At 66.8% G+C, this 19,042-nt stretch carries 23 protein-coding genes and 1 riboswitch; of the genes, 11 read left to right on the top strand and 12 right to left on the bottom strand.

Annotation, left to right across the window (positions count from 1 at the left end; translation table 11 throughout):
* Positions 1–19: 19 nt before the first annotated feature.
* From ribBA to AC10V3_RS15820, 5 genes are all read right to left on the bottom strand, one after another.
* Positions 20–1,129: a bifunctional 3,4-dihydroxy-2-butanone-4-phosphate synthase/GTP cyclohydrolase II gene (ribBA, locus tag AC10V3_RS15840; protein WP_022536224.1), complete on the bottom strand. Its 1,110-nt coding sequence runs from the start codon at positions 1,127–1,129 to the stop codon at positions 20–22.
* A gap of 317 nt (positions 1,130–1,446) precedes the next feature.
* Positions 1,447–1,692, bottom strand: coding sequence for a hypothetical protein (locus tag AC10V3_RS15835; RefSeq protein WP_022536223.1), 246 nt, complete (start codon positions 1,690–1,692; stop codon positions 1,447–1,449).
* Positions 1,693–1,694: 2 nt separating this feature from the next.
* On the bottom strand, positions 1,695–2,303 hold the full coding sequence (locus AC10V3_RS15830; protein ID WP_022536222.1) for a hypothetical protein: 609 nt from the start codon (positions 2,301–2,303) through the stop codon (positions 1,695–1,697).
* 19 nt (positions 2,304–2,322) lie between these two features.
* A complete protein-coding gene (locus tag AC10V3_RS15825) occupies positions 2,323–2,604 on the bottom strand; it encodes a hypothetical protein (RefSeq protein WP_022536221.1) in 282 nt (93 codons plus the stop codon).
* A gap of 10 nt (positions 2,605–2,614) precedes the next feature.
* Positions 2,615–2,941 (bottom strand): hypothetical protein, encoded by a 327-nt coding sequence (locus AC10V3_RS15820; protein WP_490922484.1) that lies wholly within the window; start codon positions 2,939–2,941, stop codon positions 2,615–2,617.
* 434 nt (positions 2,942–3,375) lie between these two features.
* On the opposite strand from AC10V3_RS15820, the gene AC10V3_RS15815 reads away from it, so the two are divergent.
* Positions 3,376–3,618, top strand: coding sequence for a hypothetical protein (locus AC10V3_RS15815; protein ID WP_041681567.1), 243 nt, complete (start codon positions 3,376–3,378; stop codon positions 3,616–3,618).
* Positions 3,619–3,647: 29 nt separating this feature from the next.
* On the opposite strand, the gene AC10V3_RS15810 is transcribed toward AC10V3_RS15815, so the two are convergent.
* From AC10V3_RS15810 to AC10V3_RS15790, 5 genes are all read right to left on the bottom strand, one after another.
* On the bottom strand, positions 3,648–4,268 hold the full coding sequence (locus tag AC10V3_RS15810) for a riboflavin synthase (RefSeq protein WP_022536218.1): 621 nt from the start codon (positions 4,266–4,268) through the stop codon (positions 3,648–3,650).
* Between the two features lie 65 nt (positions 4,269–4,333).
* Entirely contained in the window at positions 4,334–5,449 is a 1,116-nt protein-coding gene (gene ribD / locus AC10V3_RS15805; RefSeq protein ID WP_022536217.1) for a bifunctional diaminohydroxyphosphoribosylaminopyrimidine deaminase/5-amino-6-(5-phosphoribosylamino)uracil reductase RibD, read from the bottom strand.
* Positions 5,450–5,827: 378 nt separating this feature from the next.
* Positions 5,828–6,061, bottom strand: a complete 234-nt coding sequence (locus AC10V3_RS15800; protein ID WP_490922483.1) for a pilus assembly FimT family protein — start codon at positions 6,059–6,061, stop codon at positions 5,828–5,830.
* A 1-nt stretch (position 6,062) separates the two neighbouring features.
* Positions 6,063–6,527, bottom strand: coding sequence for a prepilin-type N-terminal cleavage/methylation domain-containing protein (locus AC10V3_RS15795; protein WP_022536215.1), 465 nt, complete (start codon positions 6,525–6,527; stop codon positions 6,063–6,065).
* Positions 6,524–6,856, bottom strand: coding sequence for a hypothetical protein (locus AC10V3_RS15790; RefSeq protein WP_041681125.1), 333 nt, complete (start codon positions 6,854–6,856; stop codon positions 6,524–6,526). The genes AC10V3_RS15795 and AC10V3_RS15790 overlap by 4 nt, the downstream gene beginning before the upstream one ends.
* Before the next feature lie 488 nt (positions 6,857–7,344).
* On the opposite strand from AC10V3_RS15790, the gene AC10V3_RS15785 reads away from it, so the two are divergent.
* Genes AC10V3_RS15785 through AC10V3_RS15760 form a run of 6 tightly spaced genes read left to right on the top strand, consistent with a single transcriptional unit; the run spans position 7,345 to position 13,961 of the window.
* Positions 7,345–7,896, top strand: coding sequence for a GspH/FimT family pseudopilin (locus AC10V3_RS15785; protein ID WP_490922482.1), 552 nt, complete (start codon positions 7,345–7,347; stop codon positions 7,894–7,896).
* On the top strand, positions 7,887–8,480 hold the full coding sequence (gene pilV, locus AC10V3_RS15780) for a type IV pilus modification protein PilV (RefSeq protein ID WP_022536212.1): 594 nt from the start codon (positions 7,887–7,889) through the stop codon (positions 8,478–8,480). The genes AC10V3_RS15785 and pilV overlap by 10 nt, the downstream gene beginning before the upstream one ends.
* Positions 8,453–9,268: a PilW family protein gene (locus AC10V3_RS15775; RefSeq protein ID WP_454752283.1), complete on the top strand. Its 816-nt coding sequence runs from the start codon at positions 8,453–8,455 to the stop codon at positions 9,266–9,268. The genes pilV and AC10V3_RS15775 overlap by 28 nt, the downstream gene beginning before the upstream one ends.
* A gap of 24 nt (positions 9,269–9,292) precedes the next feature.
* Positions 9,293–9,895, top strand: coding sequence for a pilus assembly PilX family protein (locus AC10V3_RS15770; protein ID WP_454752282.1), 603 nt, complete (start codon positions 9,293–9,295; stop codon positions 9,893–9,895).
* Complete coding sequence (locus AC10V3_RS15765; RefSeq protein WP_454752281.1) at positions 9,892–13,503, top strand: pilus assembly protein; 3,612 nt, start codon at positions 9,892–9,894, stop codon at positions 13,501–13,503. The genes AC10V3_RS15770 and AC10V3_RS15765 overlap by 4 nt, the downstream gene beginning before the upstream one ends.
* Entirely contained in the window at positions 13,500–13,961 is a 462-nt protein-coding gene (locus AC10V3_RS15760; RefSeq protein WP_454752280.1) for a type IV pilin protein, read from the top strand. Before AC10V3_RS15765 ends, AC10V3_RS15760 begins: the two co-directional genes overlap by 4 nt.
* An 18-nt stretch (positions 13,962–13,979) precedes the next feature.
* On the opposite strand, the gene nrdR is transcribed toward AC10V3_RS15760, so the two are convergent.
* Both nrdR and glyA read right to left on the bottom strand, forming a co-directional pair.
* Positions 13,980–14,444 (bottom strand): transcriptional regulator NrdR, encoded by a 465-nt coding sequence (nrdR, locus tag AC10V3_RS15755; protein ID WP_022536207.1) that lies wholly within the window; start codon positions 14,442–14,444, stop codon positions 13,980–13,982.
* A 156-nt stretch (positions 14,445–14,600) separates the two neighbouring features.
* On the bottom strand, positions 14,601–15,848 hold the full coding sequence (gene glyA / locus AC10V3_RS15750; RefSeq protein WP_454752279.1) for a serine hydroxymethyltransferase: 1,248 nt from the start codon (positions 15,846–15,848) through the stop codon (positions 14,601–14,603).
* Positions 15,849–15,976: 128 nt separating this feature from the next.
* A riboswitch (ZMP/ZTP riboswitch) is annotated at positions 15,977–16,077 on the bottom strand.
* A 153-nt stretch (positions 16,078–16,230) separates the two neighbouring features.
* Here glyA and ybgC point away from each other — a divergent pair.
* The 4 genes from ybgC to tolA are packed head-to-tail and all read left to right on the top strand — an operon-like array spanning position 16,231 to position 18,908.
* Entirely contained in the window at positions 16,231–16,635 is a 405-nt protein-coding gene (ybgC, locus tag AC10V3_RS15745) for a tol-pal system-associated acyl-CoA thioesterase (protein WP_041681124.1), read from the top strand.
* Positions 16,632–17,315: a protein TolQ gene (gene tolQ, locus AC10V3_RS15740; RefSeq protein WP_022536204.1), complete on the top strand. Its 684-nt coding sequence runs from the start codon at positions 16,632–16,634 to the stop codon at positions 17,313–17,315. Before ybgC ends, tolQ begins: the two co-directional genes overlap by 4 nt.
* A gap of 60 nt (positions 17,316–17,375) precedes the next feature.
* Complete coding sequence (gene tolR, locus AC10V3_RS15735; RefSeq protein WP_022536203.1) at positions 17,376–17,819, top strand: protein TolR; 444 nt, start codon at positions 17,376–17,378, stop codon at positions 17,817–17,819.
* Between the two features lie 48 nt (positions 17,820–17,867).
* A complete protein-coding gene (tolA, locus tag AC10V3_RS15730) occupies positions 17,868–18,908 on the top strand; it encodes a cell envelope integrity protein TolA (protein ID WP_454752278.1) in 1,041 nt (346 codons plus the stop codon).
* Positions 18,909–19,042: the final 134 nt, after the last annotated feature.

Below are 19,042 nucleotides of genomic sequence, written 5' to 3'. Positions count from 1 at the left end.
GTGTTCGGGTGGCCCGGGCTCAGGCGGCCTGGCCGTTCATCGGTTGGTAGCCGGTCACTTCCAGGTCGTAGCCGGTCATGCTGGGCATGCGCTGCGGCGAGGCCAGCACGCGCATCTTGCCCACGCCCACGTCCTTCAGGATCTGCGCACCCATGCCGTAGGTGCGCAGGTCCGGCTTGCGGCGCGGGCGCGACTGCGGCGTGTCCAGCGCGCTGAACTGCGTGAACAGCTGGTCGGCCGAGTCGCCGCAGTTCAGCAGCACGATCACGCCGCTGTCGGCCTCGGCGATGGCTTTCATCGCCGCCGGGATGCTCCACGAATGCGTGGTGCACTTCACTTCCAGCAGGTCCAGCACCGAGAAGGGCTCGTGCACGCGCACCAGCGTTTCCTGCTCCGGCTCCGGCGTGCCCTTGACCAGCGCCAGGTGCGCCTGGCCGGTGGGCTTGTCGCGGTAGGCGATGCTGTGGAAGGTGCCGTAGGGCGTCTGCATGGCGCGTTCGCCAACGCGCTCGATGATGCTCTCGGTGCGGCTGCGGTAGTGGATCAGGTCGGCGATGGTGCCGATCTTGAGGTTGTGCTCCTGCGCGAACTCGACCAGGTCCGGCAGGCGGGCCATGGTGCCGTCGTCCTTCATGATCTCGCAGATCACGGCCGCCGGCGTCAGTCCGGCCAGCGCGCCCAGGTCGCAGCCGGCTTCGGTATGGCCGGCGCGGATCAGCACGCCACCGGGCTGGGCCGTCAGCGGGAAGATATGGCCGGGCTGGACCAGGTCGGAGGCCTTGGCGTCGCGGGCGACGGCGGCCTGCACGGTGCGGGCGCGATCGGCGGCGGAAATGCCGGTGGTCACGCCCTCGGCTGCCTCGATCGACACCGTGAAGTTGGTGCCGTGCTGGGTGCCGTTGCGGCTGACCATCGGGTGCAGGTTCAGCTGGCGGCAGCGGTCGGCGGTCAGCGTCAGGCAGATCAGGCCGCGGCCGTGCTTGGCCATGAAGTTGATGGCTTCCGGCGTGACGAAATCGGCAGCCAGGACCAGGTCGCCTTCATTTTCACGGTCTTCCTCATCAACCAGGATAACCATGCGGCCGGCACGGATGTCGGCAATGATGTCTTCGGTACGGGCGATTGTCATGGCGTGCTGGACGGCAAATTGAAGCGAAACGGGCGAATGAAGCGAAAAGGCGATGCGAAAGCAGGCAGGTGGCCGCGTTTGAAAGCAGCCGGACTGAGGCGGGGCGTTGGGGCCGGGCCGGCCAGGTCATATACGCCCGGCAGGTTGCCCAGTCAAGCCGGGTATTGTACGCCAAGGCAGGCTAGGCTGGAGCGGACCGCGCCGGAAAGTGCGGCGCCTGCCCGAAGCGGGTGGGGCGGGGAGGGTAAAGCTTGGGTGTGGCTGGGTGTGTCTGGTTGCCCGGCAAGCGGCAGGCCGCCGCCGGGCCTTGCCGGTGGCTACGCTGCGGCAGCCAGCGGCGTGTTGTCAGCGCGGATCGTGCGCAGGCGCGAGGTCCTGGCGATGCGCGACTTGGCCGCGCGGGTCGCGTCGGCCAGCGCCAGTTCGCGCGTGAGGAAGCCGGCGTCGCGCCGGGTGAACCTCGCGTGCGCGTCCAGCGCATAGGACCACTCCCAGCTACCGAACGTAACTTCGGACAGCGTCACGACGACGTGGCATTTTTGATAGAAAAAACTCTCACTCATTGTCAATTCCGGTTGGTGACGGCACGTTGGCCGTGGCCGAAGGGCCATGCGGGCCAGTGACGGTCCGCCAGCCAGCCGCGGTTGGGCAGCAGGCCGTTGTGTGGCGCGTTGTGCGGGTCGATGTTCGGAGCCACGCTGGCCGCGCCGCCCAGTTCCTGGACGGCCTGGCAGAGCCGTTCCCTGGCATTGCTTGCGCAGGCACAGGTCATCAGCATCTGCCCCTCCGCCAGTTGCCGGTGCTGCCGACGCAGACCGGCGCGCGTGACTTTGGCGCCGAGCACGCCGCCAAGCCAGCCTCCGATCACGGCGCCCAGCGCCATACCGCCGACACACGCCACGACGCCCGCCGCTACGCTGACCGGTGTGCCGTAGCGGAACAACACCCACGCTGCCAGCAGTGCCCCGATGACGAGGCCGCCAATCGTGGCTTCATCGCGGTACGTGATCTGGCCGGCGCGCGGTGCCGGCAAGCCGTCAACGGGCTGGTGGTCGCCCCGGGAGAACCATGGCCCCGCGATGCGGTCGGCCGTATCCGCCAGTTCGCCCAATCGCGTTAGCGCGCGCCGGGCCGTATCGATGTCGTCCAGCCGGAAATACAAGAGCGTGCGCATGGTGGTACCTCAATTCGGGTCAGTTGAGCTTGCCGTTGAACCACGGAAAGCCGGCGTAGCGCCTGGTACCGGGACGCCGGAATTGCCTGGGTAATGGCAAGGATGGTGTCTGCAGCCGGGGCCAGCCCTGGTCGACGGCGCTATCCCAGTCGATCAGCAGCGTGACGGCGCGGTGCAGGCGCGTGGCGGTCAGCCGGACCAGGCCCGCGCTGGTGTGTCCCCGGGCGGCCTGGTGCCGGCCGCGCAGCAGGCGCATGGCCGGAACCATCCGGTAAATGATCTTGGTCGGGTGAACTGGCACGGTGCCTCCTTCAAGGGTGGTTGCCGGGCCGGCCGGCGGGTGCGGGCAGCGGGGCGGCACGATGGTGGTCGGGATGCCACTGCGCCCAGCTCAGGGCGCGCATCCGGGTCCCATGGCCGAGGATCAGCAGGGCATCCGAATCCGCGCGCCATCCCGGCGCCTGCCTCCACGGTCGGGCCAGGCCGCCGAAGATGGTGCGGATCAACGCGGCGATCGGCTTGCGCAGGGCGGTGGGCGGGAACCTGACCACTTCTCCAGCGAGGTCGCCGGCAAACGAAAACGACGGCGTAAGCGTCAGTTCGCGGGCGAACGGGAGACGCGGCAGGGCAGCTTGCATGGAGGTTCCGGAAATCCCCGTGAGTGACTTCAGGAGTCACCGGTCCTAAGACGTTGTCGAGGGGGAAGCCCGGAAACGAGTTGCGAGCGCCTGGGAGCATACATGTCCTGACAGCGCTGCCTAAGCAGTGTAGGCCCGGGCGGGCCACGAACCCAGCACACTTACAACAAAGGAGCACAGGCCCCGTATTGCGCACCCCGCTGCTGCCGACGGTGGAGATTCCTCAGCGTGCGCAAGGGTCCTTTGCCGGGCGGTAGGGAAGTTAATCGCCACAGAGGCGGGCTGGCAGCGTATGCTCAGGGCAAAAGGGAACGACGCCTGTCCCGGATCCGCCCGAACAGATATCGGCGCGACGTTCTTCGAATCAGGGCGCCAGCCTGACCGCGCCCCCAGGCTTTGCATAACCAAGGGAGGCACGCATGTCGGAAGCAACCATTTCGAGGCAGATCAAGAACAAGGCCGAAATCCGCGCCATGGTGCGCGCCGAGCAGGCGAAGATCCCGGCCTGCGAGGGCACCTGCTTTGGCGATGTGGTCTGCCACGCGCCAGACGCCAGCGGCTGCAACTGGAGCCTCTCAACGATGGAAGGCGGCAACAGTGCGGCCTGTGTCGAAGCGATCCGCCCGTTCACTGACCAGCTGCGCGCGTTGTACAACGTGCCGGACGAAGGCAAGTAACCGCCGCCGTTCTTCGCTGCCCTGGCCGCTTACGACGCGGCCTGGCCTGCCGACAGCATCCGCTCCACGTACCGGGCGATCAGGTCGATCTCCAGGTTCACGCGCGCGCCCGGCTTGAGCTCCTGAAGCGTGGTCACTTCCACGGTGTGGGGGATCAGGTTGATGGAAAACACGCAGCCGTCGGCTTCATCGCTGACGCGGTTGACCGTCAGCGACACGCCGTTGACCACCACCGAGCCCTTGTAGGCCAGGTAGCGCGCCAACTCGCGCGGCGCGCGGATGCGCAGTTCATGCGATTCGCCTACTGGCGCGAAGTGCACGACTTCGCCCAGGCCGTCGACGTGCCCCGAGACCAGGTGGCCGCCCAGGCGGTCGGCCAGGCGCAGCGCCTTTTCCAGGTTGACGCGGCCGGCGCCCCCCAGCCCGACGGTCTTGTCGAGCGATTCACGCGAAACCTCCACGTCGAAGCTGTCGGGGCCCATGGCGATCACCGTCATGCAGGCGCCCTGGATAGCGATGCTGTCGCCGATGATCACATCCGACAGGTCCAGCCCCCCGGCGGCGATGCGCAGGCGCACGCCGGCATCGGCGGCGCCCAGTGGGGTAACGGATTCAATGCGGCCGACCGCCGCGACAATGCCTGTAAACATGATGGTGTCTTCTGCTTTCGTGAATCTTGGGTATCTGGTGGATAGGCGCAGTCCGATGCAACGCCTCACGCATCGTTGCGCCGCGCGATCAGCCGCAGGTCGTCGCCGATCTGCCGGATCTCGTGCCAGCGGAACTGGGCTGCGTCCTGCAGCCGCGCCAGCGGCGGCAGGTTGAACATGCCCTGGGCGTCGCCCAGCAGCTTGGGCGCTAGGTAGATCAGCAGCTCGTCGGCGCAGTGCTCGCGCACGAGCGAGCCGTTGAGCTTGAAGCCGGCTTCCACGTGCAATTCGTTGATGCCGCGCCGGCCGAGTTCTTCCAGCATCTTGCGCAGCTCGACCTTGCCGTGGGGATTGGGCAGCACCACCACTTCGGCGCCGCGCGCGGTCAGCGCCCGCTGGCGTTCGCGGTCTTCCACCGCGCAGAACACCAGCACCGGCTTGGCGAACTCGCCGGTGTCGGGTGCCAGGATCTGCGCGTCGAGCGGCACCTCCAGGCGCGAATCGACCAGCACCCGCTGCGGCTGGCGCGGCGTGGCAATGGCGCGCACGGTCAGCGCCGGGTTGTCGTCGCGCACCGTGCCGATGCCGGTCAGGATGGCGCAGGCGCGCGCGCGCCAGGCATGGCCGTCGTCGCGCGCGGCCTTGCCGGTGATCCACTGGCTGGTGCCGTCGTGCAGCGCGGTGCCGCCGTCCATCGACGCGGCCACCTTGACGCGCACCCACGGCAGCCCGCGCGTCATGCGCGAGACAAAGCCGATGTTCAGGTCGCGCGCTTCCTTTTCCAGCAGGCCGCAGCGCACGTCGATGCCGGCATCGCGCAGCCGCTGCAGGCCGCGCCCCGACACCGACGGGTTGGGATCTTCCATCGCCGCCACCACGCGGGCCACGCCCGCGCGCACCAGCGAATCGGCGCACGGCGGCGTGCGCCCGAAATGGCTGCACGGCTCGAGCGTGACATAGGCGGTGGCGCCGGAGGGGTCGAGGCCGCGCGACAGCGCATCCTTCATTGCCTGGATCTCGGCATGGTCCTGGCCAGCAGGCTGGGTATAGCCCTGGCCGATGACCTGGCCACCCTTGACCAGCACACAGCCGACGCGCGGATTGGGCGTGGTGGTGAACATGCCCCGCGCGGCGAGCGCGAGGGCCTGTTGCATGGCGGCGTGGTCGGTATCGGAAAACATTGCGCCTGTAGCTCTTGGCCGGTTTGCTGTCGATCGGAGGGTGTCTTTCCAGGGTCACGGCGGCTCCGGGCCGTCCGCTGCGTCGCAATCGCTGTCGCGCGCCGGCGTGCAGAGCCGGATGCGTCCCTGTGCGCCAAGACGGACCTGGCGCTGCGCGCCGCGACAACTGAGCGAGAAGGTGGCAGCCTGGAAGCCGCCCTGCTCCGACCGTGAGTATCCCACAGCTGTGAAGCGCACCGCGTGGCTGCCACGTGCGGTCTGCCGCAGCGCAACCCGCAGGCATGGCGCGGCGAGCTCGACCACTGACAGGACGGTCGCGGCCGCCCCGGCCCCTCCGGCCTCGCTTGCCGCCACCACCTGCCAGCCCTGGTCCAGGTCCTACCGTCCGTCCAGCGGCTGAAGCGCCACTTCGACGCGCCGTGCCATCGCCATCGAGCGCGCCAGCGCCAGCGACGCCGCCAGCCGGTCGGCGGCCTGGTCGACGGTCTGGTGGGCGAGCAGCCGGGTGAAGGCTGGCCAGCCGGCCGCGGCCAGCACGGACAGGATGGTCAGGCCAACCAGCAGTTCGGCCAGCGTCAGGCCGCCCCAGGCGGGTGGGGCGTGGATCCACACCTCAGCACTCCGCCGGCAGCTGCCGGGGGCTGTCTTCGGCCTTTGGCCGGGACAGCCACTGGCCGGTGCTGCGCAGAATCAGCACGCCGCAGCGCGGGTCCGCGAACAGCGGCGCGGCATGCAGTTCGACGCAGACATCGAGGCTGGTGGCCGGGCATGGGCCGGCAGAGACGGCATGGCGAGCGCGGCCGGCCGCCGGCACCAGGCGCGGCCAGTCGCCCGCGACGGCGTCGCCGCCGGCCTGGGTCGCGAAGCTCATAGCGACTGCGGCATGCCGTTCCAGCTCAAGGAGGGCGCCGGCCAGTTCCGCCCGCGCCTGGGCGCGCCAGCCGCGCATCAGGTGCTCGGTCCAGGCCGGTATGGCCAGGGTTGCCAGGATCCCCAGCACGGTGAGCACGACCAGCAGTTCGATCAGGGAGACACCCCGCTGCGGCATGGCGTTGCCGCGCGGCCTGGTTGCGTTCATGGCGGCGCCTCTTGCACGGGACCGACCAGTTCGCGCCAGGCCAGGCGGCCAGTGCGCCGGCTGGCTACGGTTTGCGCAAGCCGGGCTGCTGTGCTGCTGTCCACCGACCAGAGCGCCAGCGCATGCGCCTCACGCCCCGGCGTGCCCGCCACCGGCGGGCGGACGGCCACGCTGTCGCGGGTCAGTGCCAGGGTGCCCGCCAGGCCGAGGCTGTGACCCGTGGCGTAGTGGAGCCGTGGCGCGCCGTCGTGGAGACGGCCCAGCGATTCCCCGCTCGCCGCCAGCACCAGGTAGCCGCGTTGCCAGCCATCGGGCAGGCGCGTCTGCACATACAGGTATCCCGGTGCCGCGGGAGTGTTGATGCCTGATATGAGTCTGCGAAATTTGGTGAACGCGGGCCTGCAAGCATCGGCACTGGTGCCCACCGGCATCGTTGTCAGCCGGCGACAAAATGGGAATCGTCCCCTTGCCAAGTGCTATTGACACCGCATAGTGAATTCCCCACTATTGCGGGGTATCGCCACAGCCAGAAATTGGCTCACAGTTTCTGGGCTTGTGCCGGCCGGTCTGGACAGGCTGAAAAATCAAAAGAAGCAGTCGGGTGTGGCAACGGCGCGCCTCCGCAGAGAGGCGCCCGACGCCAGAACGGTTATTCCGGGGGTCATCATGAGCAGGGTCATTCCGAGGTTTTTGCAGGACGGTTCGCCAGTCAGTCGCCGGTTGCGCTGACATGGGCAGCCCATTTCGCACCCGCCGCGCCGGGTGTGGAGGGCGCTCGTCGTTGTATGGCCGCTGGCAGGATGCGGGCATTGATGGCGTGCGTGCTTCACCCGGGGCCGGCCGCAAGCCTTCGGCGGGCTTCACGCTGATCGAACTGCTGGTCGTGGTGGCGCTGATCGCCATCACGACGTCGTTCGCCGTGCCTTCTTTTCAGAGCTTCCTGGAGCGCGCGCGCACCGATGCGGCTACCGCCGAGGTGGCCGGCCTGTTTTCACTGGCGCGCAGCGAAGCCATCCGCCGCAACGCGCCGGTGACCATCTGCCGCACCACCACGGACACCAGCACGGTCTGTGCGCAGGATGCGCAGGCGGACTGGGGCGGGCGCTGGATCCTGTTCCAGGACACCGACAACGACCAGATCCGCGCCGCGACCGAGGAGATCATCCGCGTGCGGGATGCGGGCAATGCCGGCCTGGCGCTGTCCTTGGCGGCGCCGGTGCAGGCGATCCAGATCACGTCGCGAGGCTTCCTGTCCGCCGGCAACGCGCTGGCGTTCCACGTTGCGGCGTCCGGCTCGGATCGCCTCGCACGCAATGTCTGCGTGTCGCAATCGGGGCGGGTGGATCAGAGGACTGCGACATGCAGTTGATCCCACGCTACAAGCGACGCCAGTCCGGCACCAGCCTGATCGAGGTGCTGATCACGATGGTGCTGGTTGCGATCGTGCTGATCGGCATGATGTCGCTGCAGGCGGCGTCGCTACGCTACCGCTCCGGTGCCAGCGTGCGCTACACCATCGTCGACGCGGCGACCGACCTGTCCGAGCGCATCCGCGCCAATACCTCGGCCCTGGCCGAGGGCGTTCCCGAGGGCGCGAACGCCTACCTCGATGCGCTGGCCGTGCAGCCGCCCGCGGCGCCGGCCAAGGACTGCAGCCGGGTCACTTGCGACGGCGCGGAATACGCCGCTTGGGACGTGTCGCAATGGTGGGCAACCCTGATCGCGCAACTGCCCGGCGCCGGAGTCGCTTCATGGACTTCGCCTGCCGCGGCGGCGCCCGCGGGCACCATTCCGGCCGGCTTTGTCAGCTACCGCCTCGAGCTCTACTGGAAGGATCCGGCCTCCACGGCTGCCGCGGCGGACTGCTCGCAGGCCGCGAACAACTATTTCGCCACGCTGGCCGGGTTTGATACCAGGGGAGTCACATGCGCTACCGTCACCCTTCGGCCCTGATCCGTCGCAGCCGCGGGCGCTCGCTGATCGAGATCATGATCGCGCTGGTGCTCAGCCTGTTGCTGCTGGGCTCGATCACCGCGTTCTACGTGACCACGCAGCGCAGCACGCGCACGCAGGAAGGCCTGCGCAGCATCGATGACGGCGCGCGCTGGGCGCTGTCGGTAATGGGCGACCAGTTGCGCCTGGCCGGTCTTGGCCGGGTCGACCTGTCGCTGCTGAGCGCGCGGCCGGTGACCTTTGACGGCGCGCCGGTGCAGGGATGCGACGGCGGCATGGCGGATGTCAACACCGGTGCCTGCATTGCCGTGGCGAATGCAAATCCCGATGCCGTCACCGTGCGCTACCTGCGCCTGGACGGCTCGCTGTCGAGCATGACCGACTGCAACGGCCGCGCCATCCCGGTAGCGCGCGGCACGGCGGAGAACGCCTTCTACCTGGCGGGCTCGACGCTGATGTGCCGCGGCTCGGACGGCGCCACCATGGCGGCGTCGCGCTCCGAGGCCATCCTTGAAAACGTGCAGGACCTGCAGATTACCTATGGCCTGGCGCAGGATGCCGACTCGGCCAACGTGACGCAGTACCAGCCGGCCAGCGCGCTGGCGGCGGCGGACTGGAACCGCGTGGTCAGCGTGCGCGTGTGCCTGCTGGTGAGCGATCCCAGCGCCGTCAACGCGGACGTGGCGACCAGCTTCCGCGACTGCGGCGACAACGTCCAGAACAATGCCGACGGCCGCGTGCGGCGGCGCTTCACCAGCAGCTTCGCGCTGCGCAACCGGGTGGGCTAGATGAGGAAAAGGTCGACAAGCCGGATGCACCCAGTCCTGCGGACGCGGCGCCATGCGCGCGGCGTGGTGCTGGTGGTGGCGCTGGTGATCATCGTGATCGTCTCGATGCTGACGGTCTGGAGCATGCGCGGCAGCCTGTTCGACGAACGGCTGGCGGGGAACAACCGCGACCACCAGGTGGCGTTCCAGGCGGCGGAGCTGGGGCTGCGCTTCTGCGAGGGAGTAGTGGTCTCCGGGCAGCCGGCGGCGCTGTTCAACCGCATGTACCGTAAGGACATGAGTGCCATCGTCAACGCGGCAACCCCGCCGGTCGACAGCGCCGGCCAGCTCAAGCTCGGCTACCTCGATGCCAACGGCCGCCAGTTCTGGGAGGTGCCGTCCAACTGGGATACCAGCGTGAACGCCGAGCCCAATACCAACGTCATCGTCATTCCCGCCAGCGATGGCGTGACCCTGCGCGAAGCCGCGGCGGCGCCGCGCTGCTTTATCGAAGAGATCCGCAAGCCGTCGAAGGTCAGGAATACGCAGACCGGCATGCCGATCAATATCCACTACCGCGTCACTGCCCTGGGTACCGGCATCAACACCGGCACGCAGGTCACGCTCCAGTCGGAGGTACGGCAATGACAGTCTTCAGCAAAGGGTTCCGCCGGGCCGTCGCGGCCGCGGTGGCATGCGCGACGGCGATGCTGCCGGTATCGGCCGGCCATGCCGCGATTTCGCAGCAGCCGCTGATCTTCAGCACGTCGGTGGCGCCGAACGTGATGTTCACGCTGGATGACTCGGGCTCGATGATGTTCGAAATCACGCCGGAGAGTCTGTCGCCGAATGGAACGGAATCGAAATGGGACCTGACGCCGAGCGGTGATGACGACAACTGGCTGATTTATACCTTCCCGTTGCCATCCGGCGGCCGTGTCTATTCGGGCAATGGCAGTTACTACTCCGGCAGAAAGGCCTCGGTAGTGAACTTCAGCAGCAGCTCGCTTGCGGCAGCGCGATATCGGACGGCGACGCTGAACGTTTCCTACTACAACCCCGACGTCACCTACCGCCCGTGGTTCGATCCGGCCAACAAGCTGGTCAACGCCGACCCGAAGCAGGCGTATTACAACCCGATGCTGACGGGCAAGGGCTCGATCGACCTGACCAGCGACAAGACGGTAGAGACATACTGGCTCAGCAATGACGGGAAGAGCTATTCAAAAAAAGAAGTCACTTTCTACCCCGCGCTCTACTACCGATACGATCCGACGCTCAGCAACTGCAACAAGACCACGTCGGACCTGGATTGCTTCAAGCGCTACGAGGTCAAGTCCGGATTCACCTTCCCGCACAACGGCAAGCGCACGGACTGCGCAGCGGCGACAAGCTGCACCTACGCAGAGGAAATCCAGAACTTCGCCAACTGGTTCCAGTACTACCGCTCGCGCATCCTGGCCATGCGCGCCGCGGTAGGGCAGGCGTTCGCGGGGCAGAACGAAGCCATCCGCGTGGGCTTTACCTCCATCAACGACGACACCGAGTCGGGCACTTCGACCTACGCCGGCATCCGCCGCGCGGTGGCGCCCTTCGATACCACCAACAAGCCCCAGTTCTACCAGGACTTCTACAGCCTGGGCATTAGCGCCAACGGCACGCCGCTGCTCGGTGGGATGGAGACTGTAGGCAAGTACTTCCAGAACAACGCCCAGCCGTGGACGGAGCCCGGTAGCACCAAGGAAAGCGCCTGCCGCGCCAGCTACCACATCTTGTCGACCGATGGTTACTATTCGGACAGCACCTCGGTCGGCAATATCGATAACAACAAGGGATCGAAGATTTCGCCGGTGTCGGGCACGGCTTACCAATACCAGCCGGTGACGCCGTACAAGGACGACTACTCCAACACGCTCGCCGACGCGGCGATGAAGTACTGGGTCAATGACCTGCGCACGACCGAGAACCGCGTGCCGACCAATGCCCGCGACGAAGCCTTCTGGCAGCACCTGGTCACGTTCACACTGGGGCTCGGCGTCAAGGGGTCGCTGGAGTCGGATCCGAACAACCAGCCGAGCAACCCCAATGCCTCGCGCAGTGACGTGCTTGATGCCATCCTGGCCAAGCTGAAGGCGGGCACGATTTCCTGGCCCAAGGCGTCCAGCAGCGACCAGACCAAGATCGATGACCTCTGGCACGCGGCGGTCAACACGCGCGGCGACAACTACAGCGCCGGCGATGCTACCGGCCTTGCCGAGGCGCTGAACAACGCACTGACGCAGATCGCCTCGCGCAGCGGCTCGTCGTCATCGGCCGCGACCAACTCGACCACGCTGAACACCGATACCGCGCTGTTCCTGACGCGCTTCCGCTCCGGGGCCTGGACCGGCGAGCTGCTGTCGCAGAGCTTTAACGCGACCGATCGCACCTTCTCGATCCAGAACTGGAACGCGTACCAGAAGATGCCCGCTGCCGCGTCGCGCAAAATCTATACATGGTCGCCGGGCGGCACCGCTCCCGTCGGCAAGCCCTTCACCTGGGCCAGCGACAGCGATGCTTCGCTGTCCACCGCGCAGAAGACCGCGCTGGGCGGCGACAAGGCCATCGTCTCCTACCTGCGCGGCGATACCACGCTGGAGAAGCGCAACGGCGGCAAATACCGCGACCGCGTGACCGACAACGGCAGCGGCAGCGCGGTGTCCAACGTGCTGGGCGATATCGTCAACTCCTCGCCGATCTACGTGAAGGCGGCGGACGCCGGCTACGACTACCTGAAGGCAGACGGCGGCGGCAGCTACTTCTCCTTCCTCGCCAACAACCGCACCAACCGCAGGCCGATGATCTATGTCGGCGCCAACGACGGCATGCTGCACGGCTTCGATGCGCTGACCGGCGTCGAGAAGTTCGCCTACCTGCCCAACCAGGCGATCGTCGGCACCAACTCGGTCAAGGCGCTGGCCTCGCCGGACTATGTCCACCGCTTCTTCGTCGATGCCACGCCGAGCGCCGGCGATGTCTTTATCCCCAGCGGCTCCGGAAGTACGGCCAGCTGGCGCACGGTGCTGGTGGGCGGCATGGGGGCAGGAGGCAAGGGCATGTTCGCACTCGACGTGACCGACCCGGCGAACTTCGACGAGAAGAAGGTCATGTGGGAGATCGCCGGCGATACCGAGGCCGACCTGGGCTACACCATCGGCACGCCGGTGATCGGGCGCGTCAACAGCGGCAAGTGGGTGGCGATCTTCGGCAACGGCTATGAGAGCAGCTCTGGCAAGGCCGTGCTTTATATCGTCGACCTGGCGAACCCATTCGCCACCGGCGGCATCCAGAAGATCTATGCCGATCCCAAGGAAACCACGGCTACCGGCAACGGCAACGGCCTGAGCAGCCCGGAAGTGGTCTATGACGACAACCTGACCATCCAGGCCGTCTATGCCGGCGACCTGAAGGGCCGGCTGTGGAAGTTCGACCTGTCCGGCGCCAACCCGTCGGCATGGGCCGCGCGCATGGGTACCACGCAGGGCGCGCCGCTGTTCACCGCGGTGAGCGCGTCCAACGTGGCCCAGCCGATCACGGCGGCACCGACCGCGCTGATCAATCCCAAGGACCCGAACAAGGGCTTCCTGCTGACCTTCGGCACCGGCCGCTTCTACGATGCCGCCGACACCGCCGCCACCGGCTACAACTCGGTCTACGGCGTGTGGGACAACAATGTCTCGTCGGCCACGCGCGGCAACCTGCGCGCGCAGGCGCTGGCCACCGGCTCGATGATGGTGGACGGGGCAGCGCGCACGGTATTCACGCTCAGCAGCAACACCATCGACTACACCACGCAGCGCGGCTGGTATATCGACCTGCTGGCCCAGGGCGAGCGCGTGGTGGTAAAGCCCAAGGTGGATGCGGAACGGCTGGTGGTCACCACGCTGACACCGTCCACCGATGAATGCGTGGGTGGCATCAGCTCCAACCTGTTCGACTTTGCCGCGCTGACCGGCGGGGCGCTGACGTACTCTGTGCTCGACGTAAGCAGCGACGGCAAGATCGACGGTGACGACAGCCTGAAGATCAACAATAAGGTGCTGGTGGTGTCCGGTATTGCGCAGCAGGGCAATTTCGGTTCGACCATCTTCACCGGGGGCGGTGGCAGCAGCGACCACCTCAAGGTCGCCAGTGCCACCACCGGCGATGTGATCAGCGTGGTGGAGAAAGGCAATATCGCCCGCAACCGGCTGTCGTGGAGGCAGATATCCCAATGACGAACCGCTTCCGCAACCGCCGCGGCATGCGCGGCGTGACGCTGATCGAGCTGATGGTGACGGTGGTGATCCTGGGCATCATCGCCTCGGTCGCCATCCCCAATTACACCGAGTATATGCGGCGCGGCTACCGCACCGATGCGCGCGGCATGATGACCGAGGCGGCGCAGCAGCTCGAGCGCTTCCGCTCGGTCAACGGCCGCTATGACCAGACCCCGGCCGGCGTGGCGTTCGCGCTGCCGGCGGCACTGCGGACTTCGCCGCGCGACAGCAACCGGGTGCGCTACAACATCTCGATCGTGGCCAATACGCTGACGGCAAATGGCTACTGGCTGCAGGCGGTACCGGTGGATGCGGCGGACGCGTGCGGCATCTACCTGCTCGACCAGGCGGGCGCGCGGCTGAACACGGTCGGGGCCAACCCGGCCGTGTACCTGCAGAACTGCTGGGAGCGATAAGAGAGCGAGGGGGAGAGGCTAGCGCTTGCTGTTGCCCGCGGTCACTTCCGCGAGCACGTCGGAGAACTCCGACACATCCTCGAAGCTCCGGTACACCGAAGCAAAGCGGATATAGGCAATCTTGTCGAGCTTGCGCAGCTCGCGCATCACCAGTTCGCCGACCTGGCTGCTGGGGATTTCCTTCTCGCCCAGCGACAGCAGCTTTTCTTCGATGCGGGTGATGGCTTCATCGATGGCCTCGGCCGAGACCGGGCGCTTGCGCAGCGCCAGGCGCATCGAATCCTTCAGCTTGGCGCGCGTGTAGTCCACGCGCGAACCGTTTTTCTTGACGATGGCGGGGAAGAACAGCTCGATCCGCTCATAGGTGGTGAAGCGGCGATCGCAGGCCTCGCAGCGGCGGCGCCGGCGCACGGCATCGCCGTCTTCCGACATGCGCGTGTCGAGTACCTGGGTATTGGAATGACCGCAAAAGGGACATTTCATGCCGACCACCTTCAGTTGAACCCCGTCGCCTTGTCCGTATTGTCGTTCTGCGGTGGCGGGGGCGGGTTGGCCAGGCCCGCAAGCCGGGCGCCGGATGAAGGCGTGGCTTGCGGGGCTGCCGGCCGCCCCACGACATGCGGGGGCGGCCTTGATGCATCAGCCGTAGACCGGGAAACGCTTGGTCAGGGCGGCCACCTGCTCGCGCACGCTGGCGATGTTCGCTGCGTCGTGCGGGTTGTCCAGCACATCGGCGATCAGGTTGCCGACGACGCGGGCTTCTTCTTCCTTGAAGCCGCGCGTGGTCATGGCCGGCGAGCCCAGGCGGATGCCCGAGGTCACGAACGGCTTTTCCGGATCGTTGGGGATGGCGTTCTTGTTGACGGTGATATGCGCCTCGCCCAGGATGCGCTCGGCTTCCTTGCCGGTGATGTTCTTGGCGCGCAGGTCGACCAGCATCACGTGGCTTTCGGTGCGGCCCGAGACGATGCGCAGGCCGCGCGCGATCAGGGTCTCGGCCAGCACGGCGGCATTCTTCACCACTTGCTGCTGGTATTCCTTGAACTCGGGGGTCAGCGCTTCCTTGAACGCCACCGCCTTGCCAGCGATCACGTGCATCAGCGGGCCGCCCTGGATGCCGGGGAAGATCGCCGAGTTGATGGCCTTCTCGTGCTCGGCCTTCATCAGGATCACGCCGCCGCGTGGGCCGCGCAGGCTCTTGTGCGTGGTGGTGGTGACGAAGTCGGCGTGCGGCACCGGGTTCGGGTAGACGCCCGCGGCGATCAGGCCGGCGTAGTGGGCCATGTCGACCATGAAGTAAGCGCCGATCGACTTCGCGACCTTGCTGATGCGCTCGAAGTCGATGCGCAGTGCGAAGGCCGAGGCACCGGCGATGATCAGCTTGGGCTTCTTCTCTTGCGCCAGCTTTTCCAGTGCATCGTAGTCGATGTCTTCCTGGGCGTTCAGGCCGTAGCTGACCACGTTGAACCACTTGCCGCTCATGTTCAGGGCCATGCCGTGGGTCAGGTGGCCGCCTTCGGCCAGGCTCATGCCCATGATGGTGTCGCCCGGCTTGAGCATGGCGAAGAACACGCCCTGGTTGGCTTGCGAGCCCGAGTTGGGCTGCACGTTGGCGGCTTCGGCGCCGAACAGCTGCTTGACGCGGTCAATGGCCAGCTGCTCGACGACGTCGACGTATTCGCAACCGCCGTAGTAGCGCTTGCCGGGGTAGCCCTCGGCGTACTTGTTGGTCAGCTGCGAACCCTGCGCGGCCATCACGGCCGGCGACGTGTAGTTTTCGGAAGCGATCAGCTCGATGTGATCTTCCTGGCGCTGGTTTTCCTTCTGGATGGCGGCAAAGACCTCGGGGTCGATCTGGTCGATCGTAAAACGGCTGCGTTCGAACATGGCGAAACTCGTCTGAAAAAAGGGAATCCGATTAGCGCATCGGGGGTAGGGCGCGCGGGGAAGGCTGATGGCGTCCGGTACCGGCGGTTCTATATAAGACCGTCGCTACAGGGCGCACCCTGCTTCCCATTCGCTGCCCAGGCGAGCGGCAGGCGTCTGAACTTCACGCCAGAGAACTTGCGCTTCCTCGTGGTAGTGCCCACTGACATCGCCAGTCGCGCAAGATGGAATGGTTGCGCGCAGTGTAGCGCGGAGAGTGCGCCCGCCGCAAGCCGTCGGCCCGCCAGCCAAGCCCTGGCAAGGGCTGGCCAGCAACTTGCTGTTGCAAACTAGTCGTGCGGGTTTACACGAAGCGCCGGCGCTCTCCGTTACAATCGCGGCCATGACAAACTTTGTCTGGACCCTGCGGGTGTACTGGGAAGACACCGACGCGGGCGGCGTAGTGTTCTACGCCAACTATCTGAAGTTCTTCGAACGAGCCCGCACCGAGTGGCTGCGCTCGCTCGGCATCGAACAGCAGGCGCTCGCCGACGAGGCGGGCGTGGTGTTTATCGTCCGCAGCACTGCGGTGGACTACAATGCGCCCGCCCGGCTGGACGACCAGCTCGATATCCGCACGCGCATCGACCGGGTCGGACCGGCCTCGGTCCAGTTCACCCAGGAAGCCTGGCGCGCCGAGCTGTTGCTGGCCACCGGCGCCATTCGCGTTGGATGTGTCGATCGAAGCACTTTCCGTCCCGCCCCGATTCCCGCCCCCGTCCTAGCTACCATCAAGTCCGCCCGATGAATCCCGTGACCGTCACACAAGACATGTCGATCATTACGCTGGTGCTCCACGCCAGCCTGCTGGCACAGGCCGTCATGGTGCTGTTGCTCGTCATGTCGCTGTTTTCGTGGACCTATATCTTCCGCAAGCACCTGGCGGTGCGCTCGGCGCGAACCCAGACCGAGGGGTTCGAGCGCGACTTCTGGGCCGGCGGCGACCTGCAGGCGCTATATAACAGTGCTGTCAACAACCGCCACAACACCGGCGCGCTGGAACGGATCTTCGAATCCGGCATGGGCGAGTTCCTGAAGGCACGCGAGCGCGGCAACGAAGCCGGCGCGCTGCTCGACGCGGCCCGTCGCGCCATGCGCGCAGCCTACCAGCGCGAGATGGACGTGCTCGAGTCGCACCTGCCGTTCCTGGCATCGGTCGGCTCGGTCAGCCCGTATATCGGCCTGTTCGGCACGGTGTGGGGGATCATGAATGCGTTCCGTGGTCTGTCGAATGTGCAGCAGGCGACGCTCGCCTCGGTGGCCCCCGGCATCGCCGAAGCGCTGGTAGCCACGGCCATCGGCCTGTTCGCGGCCATCCCGGCGGTGATCGCCTATAACCGCTACGCCACGGAGATCGACCGCCTGGCGATCCGGTTCGAGAGCTTCATGGAAGAGTTCCTGAACATCCTGCAACGCCAGGCCCGCTAACCGAATCTAATACAAACGGTCCGGGCGCAAGCCCGGACCGGTGTTTCCAGGAGTCCTGCAATGGCAGCCATTCAGCGCCGCGGCGGCTCGCGCCGCCGGGCAAGCGCCGACATCAATGTCGTGCCATATATCGACGTCATGCTCGTGCTGCTGGTCATCTTCATGGTGGCGGCGCCGATCGTGAGTCCTGCCACCGTGGACCTGCCCACCGTGGCCAACGCCACGCCGCAGCAGAAGGCGCCGCCGATCGTGGTCACCGTGCACGAGAGCGGCCAGCTCACCGCGCGCGGCAAGGACAACGCCGGCAATGCCTTCGAGCGCAAGCTCGACAAGCAGGGCCTGCTCGACTTCGTGCACCAGCGCCAGAACGAGAATCCCGACCAGCCGGTGGTGATCGCCGCCGACCGCTCGGTCAAGTACGAGGCGGTGCTCGACGTGATGTCGATCCTGAAGGCCGACGGCATCAAGCGCGTCGGCCTGATGGTCAAGTCCAAGACCTCCTGACGCATTGAAGCGCCTATCTGATTGCCATTGCGATTGCCGTTGCGCCCGATGAATACCGTCGCCGCCTATCCCTACCAGCCGGTCAAGGAGCGAGGAACCCTGCGTTCCTTCCTGTTCGCGCTCGTCATGCACCTGCTGCTGGGCATCGTGCTGTATTACGGCGTGCGCTGGCAGAGCAGCACGCCGGTCGGCGCCGAGGCCGAGCTGTGGGAAGAAATCCCCGCTGCCACAGCGCCGCCGCCGCCGCCCGAGCCTGAGCCGGTGGTGCAGCCTCGCCCGGTGCCGCCGCCGCCCCAGGTGAAGAGCAAGGTCGAGGAAGACGCCGACATCGCGCTCGAGCGCCAGAAGCGCCGAGCCGAAGCGGCTGCGCGTGAAGAGGCCGAGCGCAAGGAAGCAGCCGCCCGCAAGGAAGCGGAGCGCAAGGAGGCCGAGCGCAAGGAGGCCGAGCGCAAGGAAGCCGCCCGCAAGGAAGACGAGCGGCGCGAGGCCGAGCGCAAGGAAGCGCAGCGCAAGGACGACGCGAAGAAGAAGGCTGCGCAGCAGGAGCAGCAGCGCAAGGAACTGGCCGAGCGCAAGGAAACCGAACGCAAGGAAGCGGACGCCAAGGCCAAGGCCCAGGCGGACGCGAAGGCGAAGAATGAGGCCGAGGCCAAGGCCAAGGCCAAGGCGGATGCCGACGCCAAGGCCAAGCGCGAGGCCGCGGCCAATGCGCAGCGCCAGAGCGAACTGGCGCGCCTGCAGGCGCTGGCCAGCGGCTCGAACGCGGGCGGTGGCGGAGTCGGCAGTTCGGCCGGCGCGGGCGCCGGTGGCGGCGGCAAGGCGTCGCCGGGCTATGCCGACCGCGTGCGCCGCCGCGTGAAACCGAACATCGTCTTCACCGAAGACGTGCAGGGCAACCCGACCGCGGTGGTGTCGGTGCGGCTGGCGCCGGATGGCTCGCTGATGTCGGCGCGCCTGTCCAAGTCCAGCGGCAATTCGGACTGGGACAACGCCGTGCTGCGCGCGGTCGAGCGTTCCGACCCGCTGCCGCGCGATGAGGATGGCAAGGCGCCAGGCAGCTTTACCATCACCTTCCGGCCGAAGGACTGAGTGACCCGGGCGTCATGATTTGCAACATAATGCAACCATCATCGCCGGGGTCCGGTCCCATCGCTACCATGGCAGGTTGCCTGACGCAGCCGGCAGTGTGCAACGCGCACGCAGAACGGGAGTGCGCCATGCGC

It is taken from the genome of Cupriavidus sp. PB-02, assembly GCF_058252315.1.
Note: the sequence above shows the minus strand (reverse complement) of the source record. Positions and strands in the feature narration are given on the sequence as shown.

Bases quoted from the DNA above. Each gene is read 5' to 3' on its own strand.
- glyA (WP_454752279.1), bottom strand. From the start codon at position 15,848: ATGTTCGAACGCAGCCGTTTTACGATCGACCAGATCGACCCCGAGGTC.
- pilV (WP_022536212.1), top strand. From the start codon at position 7,887: ATGCAGTTGATCCCACGCTACAAGCGACGCCAGTCCGGCACCAGCCTG.
- ribD (WP_022536217.1), bottom strand. From the start codon at position 5,449: ATGTTTTCCGATACCGACCACGCCGCCATGCAACAGGCCCTCGCGCTC.
- AC10V3_RS15810 (WP_022536218.1), bottom strand. From the start codon at position 4,268: ATGTTTACAGGCATTGTCGCGGCGGTCGGCCGCATTGAATCCGTTACC.
- ybgC (WP_041681124.1), top strand. From the start codon at position 16,231: ATGACAAACTTTGTCTGGACCCTGCGGGTGTACTGGGAAGACACCGAC.
- tolR (WP_022536203.1), top strand. From the start codon at position 17,376: ATGGCAGCCATTCAGCGCCGCGGCGGCTCGCGCCGCCGGGCAAGCGCC.
- AC10V3_RS15830 (WP_022536222.1), bottom strand. From the start codon at position 2,303: ATGCGCACGCTCTTGTATTTCCGGCTGGACGACATCGATACGGCCCGG.
- AC10V3_RS15760 (WP_454752280.1), top strand. From the start codon at position 13,500: ATGACGAACCGCTTCCGCAACCGCCGCGGCATGCGCGGCGTGACGCTG.
- AC10V3_RS15765 (WP_454752281.1), top strand. From the start codon at position 9,892: ATGACAGTCTTCAGCAAAGGGTTCCGCCGGGCCGTCGCGGCCGCGGTG.
- AC10V3_RS15820 (WP_490922484.1), bottom strand. From the start codon at position 2,941: ATGCAAGCTGCCCTGCCGCGTCTCCCGTTCGCCCGCGAACTGACGCTT.
- AC10V3_RS15835 (WP_022536223.1), bottom strand. From the start codon at position 1,692: ATGAGTGAGAGTTTTTTCTATCAAAAATGCCACGTCGTCGTGACGCTG.
- nrdR (WP_022536207.1), bottom strand. From the start codon at position 14,444: ATGAAATGTCCCTTTTGCGGTCATTCCAATACCCAGGTACTCGACACG.
- AC10V3_RS15795 (WP_022536215.1), bottom strand. From the start codon at position 6,527: ATGAACGCAACCAGGCCGCGCGGCAACGCCATGCCGCAGCGGGGTGTC.
- ribBA (WP_022536224.1), bottom strand. From the start codon at position 1,129: ATGACAATCGCCCGTACCGAAGACATCATTGCCGACATCCGTGCCGGC.
- tolA (WP_454752278.1), top strand. From the start codon at position 17,868: ATGAATACCGTCGCCGCCTATCCCTACCAGCCGGTCAAGGAGCGAGGA.
- tolQ (WP_022536204.1), top strand. From the start codon at position 16,632: ATGAATCCCGTGACCGTCACACAAGACATGTCGATCATTACGCTGGTG.
- AC10V3_RS15770 (WP_454752282.1), top strand. From the start codon at position 9,293: ATGCACCCAGTCCTGCGGACGCGGCGCCATGCGCGCGGCGTGGTGCTG.
- AC10V3_RS15775 (WP_454752283.1), top strand. From the start codon at position 8,453: ATGCGCTACCGTCACCCTTCGGCCCTGATCCGTCGCAGCCGCGGGCGC.